The organism is Micromonospora sp. DT15 (assembly GCF_049841475.1).
Classification (GTDB): domain Bacteria; phylum Actinomycetota; class Actinomycetes; order Mycobacteriales; family Micromonosporaceae; genus Micromonospora.
Window position 1 is genome coordinate 202,362 of record NZ_JBNCKJ010000012.1, and the last position, 16,985, is coordinate 219,346.

The window sequence follows — 16,985 nt, forward strand, 5'->3', positions numbered from 1 at the left end:
TGACGCAGTAGGTTGCGCCCGACGGAGAGGGGAGCCATGGCGAACCCACCGCGATTGTGGTGGCAGGACATCGATCCCGTGGTGTGGCGGTGCTTCGGTCAACCGGATGATCTTGCACGGGAACGCAACACCGCGGCCCTCGCCGCCTTGGAGGAACTCGCCACCCGTGCGCCGATGTCAGCGCTGAACGACATCGAAGCGCAGATGCGCGAAGTTGGTTTCCTCGACGTGATCACCGACCGGGACCTACGCGACGTCCTCGACTACCTAACCAGCGCGCATCTGGTGGAGCCGTTCCGCGACTATGCCGCACTGAATTCCGGCTTGGACGCGGTGATGCGGCGCCAGGAGGCGTGGGCGTTGACCAAGGTTGGCCGAGCCGTGGTCGGTGCCGTGCGCTCAGCCGTCGTGGATTCTCGGCGAGCCTTGCAGTTGCCGACCCGGCTCCTCGACGGCGTCGACCGTACGCTACGGACACTGCTGGAACACGCGGTGCAGGACCCGGGACTGCTGCCCACCGATCTTGACGACGTGCGTACCCGCCTAGAGGAGATGCAACGCGTTACGGCTGACTTCTACGCAGCCCTGGCGCAGATGGTGCAGTCCGATGTGACCGACGACCTGATCTTCGGCGAGAACCGTGACCGGGTCGTCGAGGCGTTACGTCAGTTTCCGCGCGAGTCCGAACGGGCGCTGCGCAGAGTGGAGTCGACCCTGGCCGAACTCGCCGCCGCAGGGCCAAGGCTTCTGGTGGAGGCAGCGGCGATGCACGCCTGTCTGATCGATCCCGGCGAACAGCAGCACTGGATCGACGAGCGGGCGCGCCGCCTGACGGACCTGCAGGCGTGGTTCGGCACAGACGGTTCGGTGCAACGACTGATCTCGTCCGCCGCAGGAGCGGTCCACACCCTGCTAGTCGCGATCGACCGTCGATACACTGCCTTGCGCCGGGGCTCCGACTTGGCCGCCGACTTCCGGGAACTGGCCTACAGCCTGCACGCTCAGCCCGACGACCCGCAGGCGCGGCGGGTGTATGCGGCAGCGTTCGGCCGATGGCCCTCAGTGCACGCAGCGGTCAACACCGCCGACGAGGAGGTGGCCTTCGCCACCGCCGCCGACGCGGGCATCAGCCGCCACCAGGTCGAGGTGGTGCTCCGCGAACACGAACGTAGCGGCCCGGCCGGCGGCCGGCCCCGTAAAGTCCCCGACGCCGGGGAAGCCCGGACCGCGGCGCTGCAGCGCGCGGCCGCCGAATCCGCCGCCCGGCGCAGGTTCACCGCACTGCTGCTCACCGACGGCGAGTTCCGCATGACCCACTTCTCCGGCCTGGAAACGCCGGCGCTGGCCATCCTCCTGAGCGCCGTCGAAACCGCCCTGCACACCACCGACCCTGTCACCGGCTACGGCGAGGCCCAAGCCGAGGGCGCGAGCGTGGTGGTGCGCGTGCGTGTCACTCGTCTGGGAGCGACCGTGGCGGTCCGGTTCGCCGAGGGCGTGCTGTGGGCCCCCGACCTGCTGGTGAGCGTCAGCCCAGCCGACACCGGTGTCCTACCGGCGCGGGTGGAGGGGGCGGCATGACCCAGCGGTCCCTCGACCCGGACCTCAGCGAAGCCGCGCGGCATCTCACGGTGATCTGCCGCATCACCGCCGCTGATGAACCGGTGCGCTACCGGCACGTGCTGCGCGGCCGCCGCGAACTCACCGAGTTCTTTCGCGCTGAACTGGGCTGGAGCCTGCACATCCACGATGTGTCCGGGGTGGTCCGGCTGCACAAACGCCGCGACGACGTACCCGCCGACCGCGGGCCGCATCTGCCCCGCCGGACCGGCCGCGGAGACCTCGCACCGGCCCACGTACTCGTGCTGGTGGCCCTGGTCTGCGAGCAGTTGTGGCGCCGCCCCCGCATTAGCCTGCGCGAGTTGTTGCAGTCGGTCGCTCAGGTGTGCGCCGCCGAAGCGGTGACTGGACGGCTTCCCGCGTTCCGGATCGTCGCCGCGGACGGTGTCAGCAAAAAGGAGGCGCAGGCCGCCCGCGAGAACATCGTCGACGCCATCCGGCTGCTGCAGGCCGAAGGCGAGATCACCGTCGACGCCGACTTGGAACGAGCGGTGACCGATGAGGACGCCGAAGTCTTCATCACCGCCGACCGCGACAGCCTCGCCAACAAATTCGCGTCGCTATCGCCGACCCTGCTGGCGCTCAACGACCGGCCACCCGACCAGCACGTCGAAGCGCTGACCGCGGTGTCGCTGCCCGACGCGGACCCGGTCGCCGCCGCGCAACGACGCACCGGGGTGGAGGTCCGCCGGTTGACGGCGCTACGGCGCGTTGCCGACGATCCTGCCGCAGACCCTGCTGATGATCTGAACGATGTGGGTTATCTCGCAACACTGACCGGCCGGGAGCGGGCCCTCAATGTCGCGTCAGCGTTGGGACTGGTCAGCACCGTCCGCCGCGACTGGTGGGAGATTACCGACCCGGCGGCATCAGCTACCACCGGTGCTTTTCCGCAGGGCCGGCGTATCGAACGGCAGGCGGCGCTGGCGCTGCTGGCCATGCTGCCGGAGCACCCCGACCGGTACGTGAGCGTCGCCGACATCACCACGATGGTGGAGCGGATCCGGGCCCAGACGCCACGGTGGGCCGCCGGTTACGCCGAACGCACCACGGCCCTTGCCCACGCCGCGGCCGCCGAACTGGTCGCCGTCGGGCTGCTGCACGCCACCGGCGGCGACGACCGCTGGCAGATTACGCCCGGGGTGCACCTGTGGCACGTACGCGTGCGGCACCGCGAGCGATCACGCACCCGCGCACCGGCCTCACCGGAGCCGGACAGCCTGTTCAGCATGACCACCACGGCAGGGGAGCAGCAGCAGTGAGTGTGATCCCGCACCAGGTCCGGCGCCTGCCCGAGCCGGCAGTCGAGGACGTGGCCGGTCTCGGTGTCCCGCGGGTGGTCGGCAGGTGGCAGCCCACCCGGGCCGGTGCGGTCAACTCATGGGCCTGGACCGACGAGGTGTTCCTGTTCGCCGACGGCTGGCTGGCCCTGGCCGGGCCGAACGGCTCCGGTAAATCCCTGACCGCGTCGATGCTGGTCACCATGCTCCTGGACGCCGACACCTCGCAGAAAGCCCTGTCGGTTTCGGGTGAGGCCGCCGGCACACTCATCGACCGGCACACCGACCGCACTCCCACCGAGGACCGCACCGGAGCCTGGTGGCTGGAGTACGGCCTGCGCACCGCCGACTCAGAGGACGTGCGCTACCTGACCACCGGGCTGTGGCTGCGGTCGCAGGGCGGCAGCCTGCAACGAGCGTTCTTCCTCACGCCCGGCCGGGTCGGCATCGACGTGTACCTGCAACGCGACCGCGATCCGGTCGCCGTCGAGGACCTCGCCGCGCAACTGGCCGCCCTCGACGGCCGGCTGTTCACTTCCCACGACCGGCTCACCAGCAAGGCGAAACCGCATCTGCGCGTCGCGGACGAAGACCAGTACCGCGACGCCGTCCGCACCACGTTGTTCGCCCCGCTGGATACCGTGCAATTCGATGCGCTCCTCGGCGTTCTGCGCAGTCTGCGCAGCGTGCGCACCGCGGAGGCCATCTCCCCGAACGCCATGCGGACGGTACTGACCGAGGCCCTGCCTGCTCTGGATCCGCGGGCTTTGCAGTTCATCGCCGACACCATGGAACGCATCGCCGACCTGGAACGCCAGCTGCAACGAGCCCGGTCCGAGACCCGCCAGCTGGAGCAGGCCGAGCAGCAGTACGGGCGCTACCTCGACACGGTCACCGCAGTGGAGGCCGCGCAGCTCTCCCACGCCCAAACCGTCTTCGACGATCACGCCCGTCAGGTGCGCGCCGCCGAGGACAAGCTGAGCGAGGCCGCGCGGGCTGCAGCGGCCGTCGCCGCGCAACGGGCCGATCTGCGGACCACGATCACCGAACTGAAAGGCAAGCTCCAAGCGACCGACGCGGCCCTGCGCGACCACGCCGGCGCGGAACTGCCCCAGCTCGAAGAGCGCCTAACCGAGCTGCACAAGCTGCACGACGCGGCGCGGCAGCGACGAGACGACCTAAACGACGACGCACAGCTGGCCGCCGCCGCAGCCGAGGAAGCACTGGATCAGGCCGCCAGTGGGCAGCGGCATCTGAGCGAACTCGTGGCCCATCTGCTGGCCGGCGCCGCCGAGGTGGGTGCGCAGGCGTTCGTCGACCGTATCGCCGACACCACCGACCATCTCACCAGCAGTAAGCCCGGGTCATCGGTGACGCTGACCGGTCTGGCTCAGCTGACCGGCACTCCCCACAGCTGGGTGCAGGCCCGTCTGGACGTCTTGCAGCGCATCGACGCTGCCATGCGTGAACTCGACATAGCCCACGAGGGCCAGCGCGGCGCCGCCGCCCAGGTACGTGCCGCCGAAGCCGACCGCGACCGATACGACCAGGCTGCCGAGCAGGCCGTGACCGCGCGCCAAACCAGAATAGTTGAACTCGGCGCCGCGGTGCAGCAGTGGGACATCCACCGCGTCGAGCTGCCCGCCGTACCCACACACCTGCTCGACACCGGCGAGAGGACCGAACCGGGCGCGCTGGTGAGCTGGCTGCACCGCGCCGGCACCAGCACCCGGCAGCGGATCGCGCTCGCCGCACGCGAACAAGACGTCCTCAACGCCGGCCGCAACGTCACCGCTGCGGAGACTGCCTTGACCGTAGTGGCCGGCAAACGCGAGAAGGCGGCAGAAGCGGCGGTCGAGGCCGAACGCGGCCTTGCCCGAGCCCAGCAGCAAGCCGTCCTCGATCACGAGGCTGCCGACGAACGCGCCCGGCAGGACCACGCCGCTCACGAGGCTGCGGTCGACGCCGCGCAGCAGATCACCACGGATGCCGAACAAGCACTCGCCGACGGCGGGGCTGCTGCCGCCGCCGCCGAGCGCACCTGGGCTCACCACGTCGCCGTATGGCGGACCTCGCTGGTCCACCTCGACTCGGCCGCCGTCGTACTGCCCGGCAATCTGGACATTGTCGACCTGCACCAGCCGGCACGAGCAGTCCAGCAGGCACATGCCACGCTCACCGCGCGGCTGCAGCGCAGCATCGCCGCCGCCGAACACGACCGCGACCAAGCCCAGCACACCGTGGACGACCTCGAGGCCGAGCTGCGCAACGCCCGTCGGCAATCGCCGGTACCTGCGGCACCGCCGTGGCGTGCCGTGCGGCACCAGGACGCCTGCGTCCCGTTCTGGGCAACGGTCGCGTTCGCACCCCAGACAGACTCAGGCCACGCCGACCGGCTGGAAGGCGCCTTACTGGTCTCCGGCCTGCTCGATGCGGCGATCACTCACGACGGGCGGCTCATCGGCGACGGTGACCTCACCCTGTCCCCCCACCATTCGGTTCCCGGTCGCAGCCTCGCCAACTTGTTGACCGCGGAACCGGACTGCGGCATCGACCCGCACCGCATCACCAGTCTGCTGCGCAGCATCACCATCGACGACCTCGACAGTGACACGACCGCCGGACGTTTGCGCGTCGGCCCGCTGATCGCGACCGCCCCGCGCGGCTACCGCGCCGCGTTCATCGGCCGCACCGCCCGTGAACGGGCCCGCCTCGCCCGGGTCACCGACCTTGAACACCAGCTCGCCGCCGCCGGTGACATGCTCGCCGGCGCGCAGCAGCATCTGCAGTCGCTGCACCAGGCGGCACAAGCCGCCCAAGCCGAGGTCGACAGCTTCCCGGCGACCGACGACATCACCCGAGCCCGCGACACCCTGGTTCAGCTACGCCTCGCGCTCGCCGCCGCCGAGCAGCGCACCACCAAAGTCGTCGCCGAGGCCGATGCCGTCATGGCCCGCGCGCTGGCCGCCGTCGCCGCTACCCGCACCACCATCGACCGCAGCGTGCTCGACGCCCGCCAACAGGTGGAATCCGCCGGTGACGCCCTGCACGCCGCTCTGGAAGCCGAGACCGCCGCCACCGGACACCTGGACACCATGCGCGCCGAACTGGCTACCGAGGTCGACCACCGTGCTCAGGCCCAAGCCGCCGAAGACCGGTGCGCTCACGAAGAACATGCCTTCCCCGACCTCGACGACCTACGACAAGCCCTACGAGACGAGGACGCCGCGGATCAGGCCGCCATCGCCGCCCGAGCCCGCGTCACCGACCACGAGCGCCTGCACCGCGATGCCAGCATCCGTGTCGCACAGGCGCAGCAGGCCGTCAACACCGCGGCCACGCAACCGGACAGCACCATGCTGCCCACCAGCGCGCAACCCCTGAACCGGCACCGGCAAGCGGTCGAAAGCTTCGACCGTCAAATCAGCACCTGGTCCAGCGCCGCCCAACGCACCCTCGACCTGCTCACCACCGCTCACACCAGCGGAAAAGCGGCCGGCCGCACCGCCGCCCAGGCGCAGGCCGCCGCGACCGAGGCGGGCAACCTGCAGCAGAACGCCGTTAGCCTGCAGGCCCGCGTCGAACAAACCCGAGCCCTGTACGGCGCCGAATACACCCACCTGTTGCGTACGCGCGAGACCCTCGAAGCCGAACACGACACCCGGCAGGCCGACGACGAAGCGCTCGGCAAGCAGCACGGCAAGCACGAGGTCGCCGAAGCCGAAGCCCGCCTGACCCTGACCAACCTTGCACCACAACGAGCCGAGACCGAACAAGCCCGGACCCGATACCACCACCGGATGGGTCTGCTGGCCACCTACGGCTTCGCCGACGTCCCGGACGACATCGCGCACGAGCCCGACGGCACCCCCGCCAATGTCACCGCCGCGCTGAGCTGGGCCCGCCGAATCCTGGCACAACGACAGGGAACCACCCGCCTGGACACTCTCATCGGCAACCGCGACCGCATGCTGCGCCAGCTCGAAAACACCACGCGCACCGTCAACCAGGCCCTCGCCGCGTTCGACCAGCAACTCGACATCACCACCCTGGAGAACACCGACTGGCGCCGCGTCACCCTCGCCGCCCCCAACGCCGCAGTCGGCGACGACCTGCGCCACGCCACCGCCACCCTGCGCACCACCGTCGCGGGCCTGGAAGCCGACCTCCGTCACGACATCAAAGGCATCCTCAAAACCTCGACATTCATCCAGCTGCGCCGCGACATCCAGCAACGCCGCGAAGCCGCCCAAGAGCTAGTGCGCCAGATCCGCGCCACCCTGCAGAACGTACGCACCGGGGTCGCCCGCGTTGGCGTGCAAGTCGACTGGAAAGTCCGCGAGGACGACAACGCCCGCCAGATGGTCGACCTGCTCACCGCCCCGCCCTCCGACCAGGTCTTCGAGTCGATGTACGACGTCCTGCGCCGCCGGATGGAAGAAGCCGGCGACGAAACCTGGACCGACCGCGTCGCCCACACCTTCGACTACCGCTCGTGGCACGAGTGGCACATCAGCGTCACCCACAGCAGCTTCGGCGTCGACCAGTTCAAACCCGTCAACGCCCGCTCCAACCCGCTCAAGAGCCTGTCCACCGGCGAATCACGCCTGGCCACCATGCTGCCGCTGCTCGCCGCCGCCTGGTCCATGTACTCCGGCACCACCTACCAGGGCCCCCGCCTGCTGACCATCGACGAGATCGACGCCGCCTTCGACGACAAGAACCTGCGTCAGGTCCTGGCCCTGCTGCGCACCTGGAAATTCGACGTGCTCGCCACCACCCCGTCGATCGCCCCACTGATCAAACGCGAATCCCGCGACGTCGTCATCCACGAAGTCATCACCACCGCAGGCCGTCACCGCGTCACCATCCCCTGGCTGTGGAACGGCGCCGGCGAAGCCACCCCCGTCACCCTGCCGCTACCAGCCACCCGAACCGAGAGCTGACCCACGGTGCCCACCGAATTGACCTACCTCGCCGCCGACTCCGACCTGCACCCGCTCTGGCAGGCGATCCACGACCGGCTGTGCGCCGGCACCACCCCCGAAACCCTCACCACCGTTCGCGTCACCGACATGAATCACGCCGGTCTCGCCCAATTGCGAACCTGGCTTGACACCACCACCCGGCGCCGCCGCAGAACCTCAGCCGTCACCATCACCGTCGACACCATCACCGTTCCCGTCCGCGACCTGCTCAACGTCCTCGACCTCACCCCTGACCAACTCGTCACGATCGTGGAACTCGCCATCGACGCCCCGATCATCGACCGTAGCGCCACAGCCCGCACCGCAGCCGCCCACCGCGAACAGCTCTGGCAGTACGCCGCCGGCCAGCTTCCCGGGCTTCCTCAGCTGGTCACCCGCATGCGCAGCGCCGGCCTCGGTGAAGACGACAGCGACATCCGCACCACCATCGCCGTCCTGGCCGCGGTCTTGAAACAGCTGCCCGTGACCCCGCCGAAGCCGCTGGCGAAACTGGCCCACGACACCGTCGGCGATCCGCACTACTTCGACCTGGACAGGCTCGCCGGTAGACGCCTCGTTGCCGCGATCGCCGAACACACCGGCCAAGCCGTACCAGCCCGACCCGACCTCGTACGGGCACTGCTGGCCGAATCCGGCATCGTGGCCGACCGGTTGTCGGCCACCGTGCTGCTTTTCAACGTCCACACCACCGGTGACGGTCCCATCGACCGGCGGCTACGCGACAGCAGCACCCCCGTCGCCCTCACCCTGCTCGACCTCCTGCAGGAGCCGCCAACCCTCGGCCCGCAAGTTCTCACCGTCGTCGAGAACCCGTCCGTGCTGGAGGTCGCCTACCTCAACGGCTCACCCCAGCCGCTGGCCTGCACCAGCGGACAACTTCGCGCCGTCGACCACACCCTGTTCCGCCTCGCCGTCCACCACGGCGTTCGCGTGCGATACGCCGGCGACATCGACCACGCCGGCCAGCACATCGCCGCCATCGTCGCCGATACCTACGGCGCTGAACTCATTGCTATGGACGCTGACACCGCGCAGCAAGCCCAGCAGCGGCCACCAGCCGTCGCCTCCGCACCTTCCACGCAGGCCGACACACCGGCGATCTACCAGGAACACGACGTTCTGCTGCACCGCCTTCTCCAGTAGCGCCTCACCTCAGCAGCGCGATTGCGGACGCTTAACTCCTCGCTTGCGGACTCCGTGAATCAGGCCAGTCCGGCGGTATCGGTCGATGCCCAGCCAGCGTCTGCGGCGGTTGCGTCGCTATGCACAAGTCATCGGCTTTCGTGCATAAGAAAGCCATAGGTTGACCTTGACACGCTTCGCCGGGCGGTCGCGTAAACCGAACGGGGGAGCATCTTTCGCGCTGGTGGCATGACGTCGGCGCCCAACTTTCCTACGATGCTGTAGGCAACGTGATCTGCGCTCACGTTGAGCCCGCGCCCTCGATCAGCGTCGCGTTGTTCCCGGTCTCGGCATCGGATGGGCCACGACACCGCGCGATCGGCCACCCTCAGAACAATCGAAGTACGTCGAACTCTTGCCCGTCGCCCTTGCTGGCGACGGCGCCCCGCCTGGGCCTGCCGGTCCTCAGGCCGCGGCACCCTCCGCAGCCCTGCCGCTGGATTCGGGCTGAGACCGTCGTTTCCCACTCCTTCGACCCGCAGCAGGGGCAGTGCCACCGGCAGCGGTCGTGGGATCCCGGGCGGAGCCGATCAGGCCCTCGATCAGGGTGGTCCAGGTTCGCGAGGAAGGTGCCCGCGATCTCGGGATGTAGGTCGGCCAGCGATCCACCGGGCGAAGGCTGCTGTCGGGATGCGGTGCGCCGGCGGATGCCGCACGGCTGGCAGCCGTGCCCGGAGGTGCGGGTGACAACTGGCGCCACCCACTCGTGCGCACAGTCCGGGCATCGCCAGAGCACTCGGACGGTCGACCCCCGAGCCAGGTCGAGCAGCTTGATGTCGCGGGTTTCGTCGACGTCGAGGATGCGCACGGCCTGGGTGAAAAGTTCGGGAGCGACGTCACGGACCCGGAGTTCGGCCCGGCTCAGACGGGCCTGGTAGGAGCGTTCCCGCCGTGAGCACGGCGGGCAGCCGGTGTTGCGCTGGGCCCGGTCGGCCACTCGGGTACGCCAGACGTGCTGGCAGGTCCTGCACTGCCAGACGCAGCGGTCCGCCGAGCCGGGAAGCAACCACTGCGCGCTCATCTCCGGACGCGTCAGGTTCTCTACCAGTTCGCTCGCAAGCTCGGGGAACAGAATGGCCAGGCTCTCGCTGGGCGGCACGTTTTGAAGCGCTTTCCACTCCTCACGTGCGGTGCCGAGGCATACGGCGATCCGGTCATCGGATAGGGGCGGGCACGGGATGGACTGCGACCGCAGCCACTCCGCGAGGACCAGGAACCACTCCGTCGCGTCCTTAGTGCCCGCCGCCACGGTCGCTCCCGGAACCGGCGGGGTGCCGGGCTGCCGAACCCGCAGATAACGCACACCCAGCTTGGCTATGACCGCCGATTTGCGCAGGTCCCGAGCGTGGGCGGCGACATCGGAGTGCCACTGGGCCGGGTCCAGGTCGATGTAGAGGCCAGCCGAGGGCAGGAAGAGGTCCAGCCGTTCCGCCGAGCGCCGGCCGCCGTCGAGGCGGACGTCCACCTCCACCTCGTCGCCGGTCGCGGCCGCCAGTAGATGGGCGAGCTCAAGTTCGAGGAGGCTGCGGCCGCGACGACGGCACCGGCCGCAGCCGTAGTCCGGTGATTTCGCGCGGTCGCGCACGTGCGCCTCGAAGAGAGCACCGCACCGGCAGCGCCAAGAGCAGAGTGCGCCGGCGCGCGGGTACAGCGCCGCCGGGCCGTGCCCCGGCCAGGAGAGGTTTGCTACGAAGGACGCGGCGACCTCCGGCATGAGCGTGGCGAGTGACTTCTTCTCGGGGGCGACCCGACTGGCGGCACCCCTAGCCAGGTACGCGCAGGCGGCGCAGAGCAGCCGGGAAGCATGGGTGGCGACGGAGCGTTCGAAGTGCCCGGAACACTCCGGGCATCGCCAGACGCAGATGTCGCTGGTCCCCGCGGTGAAGCTCTGCGGGCCCCGGCCGGGGTGGGACTTGTTGGCGACGAACATCGCGGCCAACTCCGGATGCGTGCTGTTGAACGGCGCGGACTCGCCGGGGTCCCTCAGCAGTTCGCCCGCCCGCTGGCGCCCGCAGGGCGGGCAGCCGTGGCCGGCGGTTCGGTTTGTCACGGTGGAGACCCACTCGTGCGCGCAGTCGCCGCAGCGCCAGGAGCATCGGTCGACCGAGTTCGGCCGGAGCAGGGCCGGCCCGCGCTCGGGGCGCCGCTGGTTGGCGACGAACTGGGCCGCGATCTCAGGGAAGAGGTCAGCAAGCGATCGACCGGGCTGCGCTGCACCGCCCATCAACGCAGCGCATCGAGGGCAGGGCCGGGCTGCGCCGACCACGTTGTACACCGTCTGCTCCCACTCGTGATCGCAGGCACTGCACCGCCATCGGCAGCGGTCCCTCGCAGATTTCGGCAGGGAGTCGGGGGTGCGGTGCGGATTGATGAGGTTGCGGACGAACATGTCGGCAACCGCGGGGTGAGTGGCGCGAAGCGGCGCGGTGGTCGGCGGCCGACGATTCGCGGCTCTGCACCGGGGGCAGACGCTTCCCGCGACCCGGAGCCGGACCCTCGTGTGCCAGGTGTTACCGCAGGCACAGCGCCACCAGGCCACCTTGTCGGAACGGACGCTCACCTCGGCAACCAGCGCCTGCTCGGCCGAATCCTCCCAGTGCAGAAAAAACTCGACGATCTCCGGGCACGCGTCGCCGACCCGGTTGGCCACCCGCCGGGAATTGGCATCCGACCGGCGCTTGCCCGCGCACGGCTTGCAACCGCCGCCCCCGGACCGGGTCCGCCGGACGATCGGGCCCACCCAGGAGTGGCCGCAGGCCGAGCAACACCACCGTGCCTCGGCTGAGGACTGGGCGCTGATCGTCTCGGGTGTGGCGGTCGGGTAGGTGACGCACTCCAGCCACTCCGCGGCCAGCTCCGGCATGACTTCCGCCAGGCTACTGCCCGGCTCTGGTGTCTCGGCCTTGCGCCGCAGACGGCTCCGGCAAGCCTTGCAGCCGGGTGCGGCTCGCACCCGCACCGCAGTTGCCTGCCACCACTCGACCCCACAGGTCGCGCACCTCCACCGGGCCTCGCGATTCGAGCCTCGGGGGAGGTCACCCAGAGCCCCCATCCAACCCGCAACCTCGAGCAGCTCCGGCAGGAGATCTGGGCGGACGTTCGCTATCGTCTCCCGGGTCTTGGCAGCCACGCCTGCATCATGGCGACCGAGTACGACACCTTCCGAATGCCTTAACGGCTGAGGCCGTACCCACTGCCGCAGGCTCTCCTGGTCGCCGGACGCCAAACACGCCGTCCTAAGCGGACCGGCGCGACGCCCTCATCGACTCAAGGGCAGTGTGAGTGAGCGTCAAGGCCGCCTCGACTTCTAACGAGCCGAACGGAGGAGACGGCATGTGCCGGACATGGCTACCATTGATCATGGAGCCGGTCGGTTGAACCCGGTGTTGACCCACCGGGCCGTGGTGCTGATTTTCCTTAGTTTGGCTTGCATCTCAACCCTTGTCTCAGTGTCCGTATCGGCAATGAGTCCTGAGAGCAAGGTGAGCCGGATGGTAGCAACGCTTGTTACCGTTGTCATGTCTGTCGAAGCAGGTCTGATGACCAACTTGGCAGCGTCAGCACTGGGTTGAGTCGATCGTCTCCACCCCAGTTACCCTTCCGAGTCCTATGGCAATTGGCAGGCCGGAGATGGCAGGGTGGACACTGTGACTGGACGTGAGATCGCCGAAGTGGGAACCTGCGAGACCTGTCATGATCCAGTTGATCCTACAAACGAGCAAGCCGTGGCGCACCACACTTTGCGTACCAACGATGCCGCCTGTGACGCGTGCTGGCACTGCTGGGACAAGCCTCGCTGTTACAGGTGCTTCAACGCCGACTGCGAGTGCTCAAACCACTAGATGACCGGGACGTCGGCAAGCACCGAACCGACATCCCGTTGACGCCCAACCGCGGCCACTTCGCCTCCTGGAACGGCACCGCACCGCTGGACGCCTCGTCCGGCGACCAGAAACGCCACCGACTGTCCCGGGCCGGGAACCGGCGCACCAACCGGGTCCTGCACATCATGGCGATCGTCCAGATGCGGCACGACACCGAAGGTCGCGCGTACTACCGGCGCAAACTCGCCGCCGGCAAGACCCCGATGGAAGCCATACCCTGCCTGAAACGACGCCTGTCCGACGCCATCTACAAGCAGATGATCAAAGACGCCGTTTGCGAGGACGGGCCCGGGAGGACACGTGGGGACGACTCTTCAATCCAGCGCGGCCGACCCAATCCCCATGGTCGACACTTCGGAACAGTCACTTCCCGGACCCGCAACAACTGCCTAGAACACCACTACTCGCCGCCCCTTGACACAGAGGGGTGCCAGATGAGCGCGCCAGCTAGTGGCGCCATTCGGTCGGCCAGGACCCGAGGCGGGGGTATCCCTTGACTCTCGACCCGGTCGAGGGCTGACCCTTCCTGGGTGACGTCTGAAGAGCGCGACCAACGATCAGTCCCTCTCGTGATTGACCTGGAGATGCTGCGGCCGGTACTGCGCGGCGGCTGGGGAGCGGATACCTGCGACCCGCACGATGTGCAGGATTGGCACACCGGCAACCCAGCCCGTGGTCAATGCGGGGTGACTGCCTTGATCATTCAGGACTTGCTCGGCGGAGAGCTGATCCTCGGCGAGGTCCTCGCCGGAGAGGCCAAGGTCGGCTACCACTATTGGAATCGATTGGCCGACGGCCGCGAGGTCGACCTGACAGCTGACCAGTTCCAGCCACTGGAAGTCGTAGTCGGTGGTCAAGTCCAGCAACGCCCGCCGGGCCCACCTCGGCGATGCCGCCAGCAGTACGAGATCCTGCGGGACCGCGTCTTCGCTGCCCTCTACGGCGGGCGATCCAAGCAATCCACGCAACAGTGACGGCCGGCGAACAGGCCGAGCCTACGAACGGCGGCAGAGCCGGATGCCCGCGCGTGCCCTCTGGCGCGGGCGAGCCTGTCCTATCCCTGTGCTCTCATCCCGTCATGCATGTCGTCGTCTGCGGCGCACTCGTAAAGAATGGTGCGGTCCTGCTGCTACACCGCAGTCCAACCCGCCGGGCATACCCGGATCTCTGGGATCTGCCCGGGGGCATGTCGATGCGGGTGAGTCGGAACTACAGGCCCTCGCGCGTGAGATGCGCGAGGAGCTAGGGGTTCACATTGTGGCGGAGTCCGCTTCACGGTTGGGCGACTGGCATGGAGGCAGTGGCGAGGACGCCGTTCACGTGGGCGTCTGGCAAATCAGAGACTGGGTCGGCTCTCCCACCAATCGCGCACGTTATGAGCATGACGACATCGCATGGGTCGGGATCAGCGAGCTGAGCGGCCTTCCCCTCGTGTTTGGCGCCCTGCCGGCATTGCTTGGTTCCCTGCCTGAGCCTGACCGGCTGCCTCGTCGCGACGAAGCACGGACAACCGCATCGCCGGGTGCGGAAATCCGGTGCCCATAAAGGTGCCAGCGAAATGGCCACCGACCACGCGGCTCCCACTCAGCGCCACCTGATACGGCGCGAGGTCGTCGCGGGCCCGCTCGAGCTCTTCCGCAGTGGGTCTTCGTCGTCCGACGATCCGCCGCCAGGCGTTCGCCAGGCTCCGTGGTTGTCGACGGCCAGCAGGTGCGTCTCGTCCCAGTAGCAGCCAAAGCCTCGGCGCAGGAACTGTGTGGCGGCAACGTCGCCGCCCACGTCGACCGCGACCGGCGCGAAACGACAGCGCCGACTCAACCGCACGGACCGTCGCCGGCGAGCCTGAAATGATCAGGCGCAGACCCTCGGCCGGGCGTCGCCCGCCACCCGCTGACCGGATCCGGGCCGTTCCCCAGCTCGCCGAGTCGATCACCTACGGGCCGGATTCGTCCCGGTTTTCGGGCGTGGTCGATCCGGCCCGGACCGTGTCATGCTGCACAGACCCGAACGGAGGACGACAATGGCTGCTGGCGATGCCGTACAGGTGCGGCCGGCTCGGGGGTCGCTGCGACCGCTGGTGTCCGGGGCGACGCTGGTCGGGCTCCTGGCGTTGCTGTTCGGGCTGCCGTGGTGGACGTTGACGGTGGCGGCGCGGTGGCCGGCGCCGGTGGTGGCCGCCGGCACGAGCGTGTTCGTCGTCGCGCTGGTCGCGTTCCCCGTTCTGATGTATCTCGGGCACGGCCGGCGGCGGCTGGACGCGGCGGCCCGGGCGGGGGACACACTCCTTGGCCTGGTCTGGATCCTGTTCGTCTGGGCGCTGCTCGGCAACGTGGCCCGGCTCCCGCTGGCCGCCGCGGGGGTCGCCGATCCGGCGCGGTCCCGGGCTGTGGCGGTCGGTGCGGCGGTCGTCTCGGTCGTCCTGGCCGTCTGGGGGTACGCCGAGGCGATGCGAGTGCCCCGGGTCCGGCGGGTGGACGTCACCGTGGATCGGCTGGGCGCCGGCCTCGACGGCGTTCGGGTGGTGCTGCTGACGGACACCCACTACGGACCGATCAACCGGGCCCGCTGGTCCGCCCGGACCACCGAGGTGGTCAACGGGTTGGCTGCCGACATCGTCTGCCACACCGGCGACATCGCCGACGGTACGGTCGACCAGCGCCGGGCGCAGGCCGCGCCGCTGGGCGCCGTCCGGGCCCGGCTGGCCCGGGTGTACGTGACGGGCAACCACGAGTACTACGGCGAGGCTGAGGGCTGGATCGAGCACATGCGGACCCTCGGCTGGGAGCCGCTGCACAACCGGCACCTTGTGGTGGAGCGGGGCGGCGCCCGGCTCGTCGTCGCCGGGGTCGACGACGTGACCGCCGCCTCGTCCGGCGTCGCCGGTCACCGCGCCGACCACGCCGCGGCGCTCGCCGGCACCGACCCGCGGCTACCCGTGCTGCTGCTGGCGCACCAGCCCAAGCAGATCGACGACGCGGTCGCGGCCAGCGTGGATCTGCAACTGTCCGGGCACACCCACGGCGGCCAGATGTGGCCGTTCCACTACCTGGTCCGGCTCGACCAGCCGGTCGTGCAGGGCCTCAGCCGCCATGGCCAGACCCAGCTCTACACGAGCCGGGGGACCGGTTTCTGGGGTCCGCCATTCCGGATCTTCGCGCCGAGCGAGATCACCCTGCTCACCCTTCGAGCGAGGTAGCCCAGCGGCTACGGGGACGCGCTCGATGGCGCGGCCGTCGTGGTGTCGGCGAGGATGGGCTCTTCCGTAGCTGGTGGTCTGGAACAGGTGGGGCATGGCGATGGATCTGGTCGGCGCCCTCGCCGTGGCGTCGTCGGCCGCGTTCGCGCTGGCCTGGCTGTCGGCGGTGGCCGGCTTCGGCGGTGGCGTGTTGCTGCTGCCCGTGTTCACCGGGCTGTTCGGGCTGCGGATGGCGGTGCCGATGCTGACCGTGACCCAGCTGTGGAGCAACGGTTCGCGGGCGTGGTTCAACCGGCGGGAGGTGAACTGGCGGTTGGTGCGTTGGTTCGCCCTGGGGGCCGTGCCCACGGCTGTCCTTGGCGGGCTGCTACTGGTCCGTGCCCCGCTGGGGCCGCTCAAATGGCTGTTGGGGGTGTCCCTCATCGCGGTGGTCGTCTGGCGACGACGCAAGCCGCACCCGCGTCGGCCGTCCGACCCGGCGTTCGCCGGCGTGGGCGCGGGCTCCGGGCTCGGCTCGGCGCTGCTCGGTTCGGTGGGGCCCTTGACCGCGCCGTTCTTCCTCGCGTACGGGTTGACCCGCGCCGCGTACATCGGCACCGAAGCCACTAGCGCGCGCTGCTCTACTGCACTGCCTCGGGGTGGACCGTGACGGAACCGCACAAAGGAAGTCGGGCAATCTGACCTCGTTACCACCGCAGTCCGCATGAGGGGCGCCGTACCCGTCGGGTCCCTGCCGGCCTCCCGGAGCAAAGTGCGGCACAGCCGTCGACGACTTGCGCCCTGTCCACTGATGGAGTCGCTAGATGTCGCCCTTCCGGCAGATGGTTGCCTTCAGTAG

10 protein-coding genes and 1 pseudogene are annotated in these 16,985 nt (G+C 69.2%); 9 read left to right on the forward strand and 2 right to left on the reverse strand.

Annotated elements, in window-relative coordinates:
* Positions 1–36: 36 nt before the first annotated feature.
* From ACLQ3F_RS25430 to ACLQ3F_RS25445, 4 genes are read left to right on the forward strand one after another with little or no spacing between them, the layout of a single operon-like run.
* Entirely contained in the window at positions 37–1,578 is a 1,542-nt protein-coding gene (locus ACLQ3F_RS25430) for a DUF2397 family protein (RefSeq protein WP_425851840.1), read from the forward strand.
* A complete protein-coding gene (locus tag ACLQ3F_RS25435) occupies positions 1,575–2,879 on the forward strand; it encodes a DUF2398 family protein (RefSeq protein WP_363888382.1) in 1,305 nt (434 codons plus the stop codon). Before ACLQ3F_RS25430 ends, ACLQ3F_RS25435 begins: the two co-directional genes overlap by 4 nt.
* A complete protein-coding gene (locus ACLQ3F_RS25440) occupies positions 2,876–7,843 on the forward strand; it encodes an SbcC/MukB-like Walker B domain-containing protein (protein ID WP_425851842.1) in 4,968 nt (1,655 codons plus the stop codon). Before ACLQ3F_RS25435 ends, ACLQ3F_RS25440 begins: the two co-directional genes overlap by 4 nt.
* A gap of 6 nt (positions 7,844–7,849) precedes the next feature.
* Positions 7,850–9,028 (forward strand): TIGR02679 domain-containing protein, encoded by a 1,179-nt coding sequence (locus ACLQ3F_RS25445; protein WP_425851844.1) that lies wholly within the window; start codon positions 7,850–7,852, stop codon positions 9,026–9,028.
* Between the two features lie 367 nt (positions 9,029–9,395).
* Here the strand turns inward: ACLQ3F_RS25445 and ACLQ3F_RS25450 are convergent, their stop codons facing one another.
* Positions 9,396–11,930 (reverse strand): zinc-ribbon domain-containing protein, encoded by a 2,535-nt coding sequence (locus ACLQ3F_RS25450; RefSeq protein WP_425851913.1) that lies wholly within the window; start codon positions 11,928–11,930, stop codon positions 9,396–9,398.
* Positions 11,931–11,996: 66 nt separating this feature from the next.
* Positions 11,997–12,119 (reverse strand): annotated as a pseudogene (locus tag ACLQ3F_RS25455) (zinc-ribbon domain-containing protein); the annotation flags it as partial.
* Positions 12,120–12,893: 774 nt separating this feature from the next.
* Between ACLQ3F_RS25455 and ACLQ3F_RS25460 the strand changes: the two are divergent.
* The 5 genes from ACLQ3F_RS25460 to ACLQ3F_RS25480 all read left to right on the forward strand — a co-directional run bounded on the left by ACLQ3F_RS25460 (position 12,894) and on the right by ACLQ3F_RS25480 (position 16,796).
* Complete coding sequence (locus ACLQ3F_RS25460) at positions 12,894–13,448, forward strand: transposase (protein ID WP_425851915.1); 555 nt, start codon at positions 12,894–12,896, stop codon at positions 13,446–13,448.
* 72 nt (positions 13,449–13,520) lie between these two features.
* Positions 13,521–13,925, forward strand: a complete 405-nt coding sequence (locus tag ACLQ3F_RS25465) for a YunG family protein (protein WP_425851846.1) — start codon at positions 13,521–13,523, stop codon at positions 13,923–13,925.
* 43 nt (positions 13,926–13,968) lie between these two features.
* On the forward strand, positions 13,969–14,496 hold the full coding sequence (locus ACLQ3F_RS25470) for an NUDIX domain-containing protein (protein WP_425851848.1): 528 nt from the start codon (positions 13,969–13,971) through the stop codon (positions 14,494–14,496).
* A 475-nt stretch (positions 14,497–14,971) separates the two neighbouring features.
* A complete protein-coding gene (locus ACLQ3F_RS25475) occupies positions 14,972–16,147 on the forward strand; it encodes a metallophosphoesterase (RefSeq protein ID WP_425851849.1) in 1,176 nt (391 codons plus the stop codon).
* Positions 16,148–16,241: 94 nt separating this feature from the next.
* Positions 16,242–16,796, forward strand: coding sequence for a TSUP family transporter (locus tag ACLQ3F_RS25480; RefSeq protein ID WP_425851851.1), 555 nt, complete (start codon positions 16,242–16,244; stop codon positions 16,794–16,796).
* Positions 16,797–16,985: the final 189 nt, after the last annotated feature.

Bases quoted from the DNA above. Each gene is read 5' to 3' on its own strand.
- ACLQ3F_RS25430 (WP_425851840.1), top strand. From the start codon at position 37: ATGGCGAACCCACCGCGATTGTGGTGGCAGGACATCGATCCCGTGGTG.
- ACLQ3F_RS25435 (WP_363888382.1), top strand. From the start codon at position 1,575: ATGACCCAGCGGTCCCTCGACCCGGACCTCAGCGAAGCCGCGCGGCAT.
- ACLQ3F_RS25450 (WP_425851913.1), bottom strand. From the start codon at position 11,930: ATGCCGGAGCTGGCCGCGGAGTGGCTGGAGTGCGTCACCTACCCGACC.
- ACLQ3F_RS25470 (WP_425851848.1), top strand. From the start codon at position 13,969: ATGCCCGCGCGTGCCCTCTGGCGCGGGCGAGCCTGTCCTATCCCTGTG.
- ACLQ3F_RS25475 (WP_425851849.1), top strand. From the start codon at position 14,972: ATGGCTGCTGGCGATGCCGTACAGGTGCGGCCGGCTCGGGGGTCGCTG.
- ACLQ3F_RS25480 (WP_425851851.1), top strand. From the start codon at position 16,242: ATGGCGATGGATCTGGTCGGCGCCCTCGCCGTGGCGTCGTCGGCCGCG.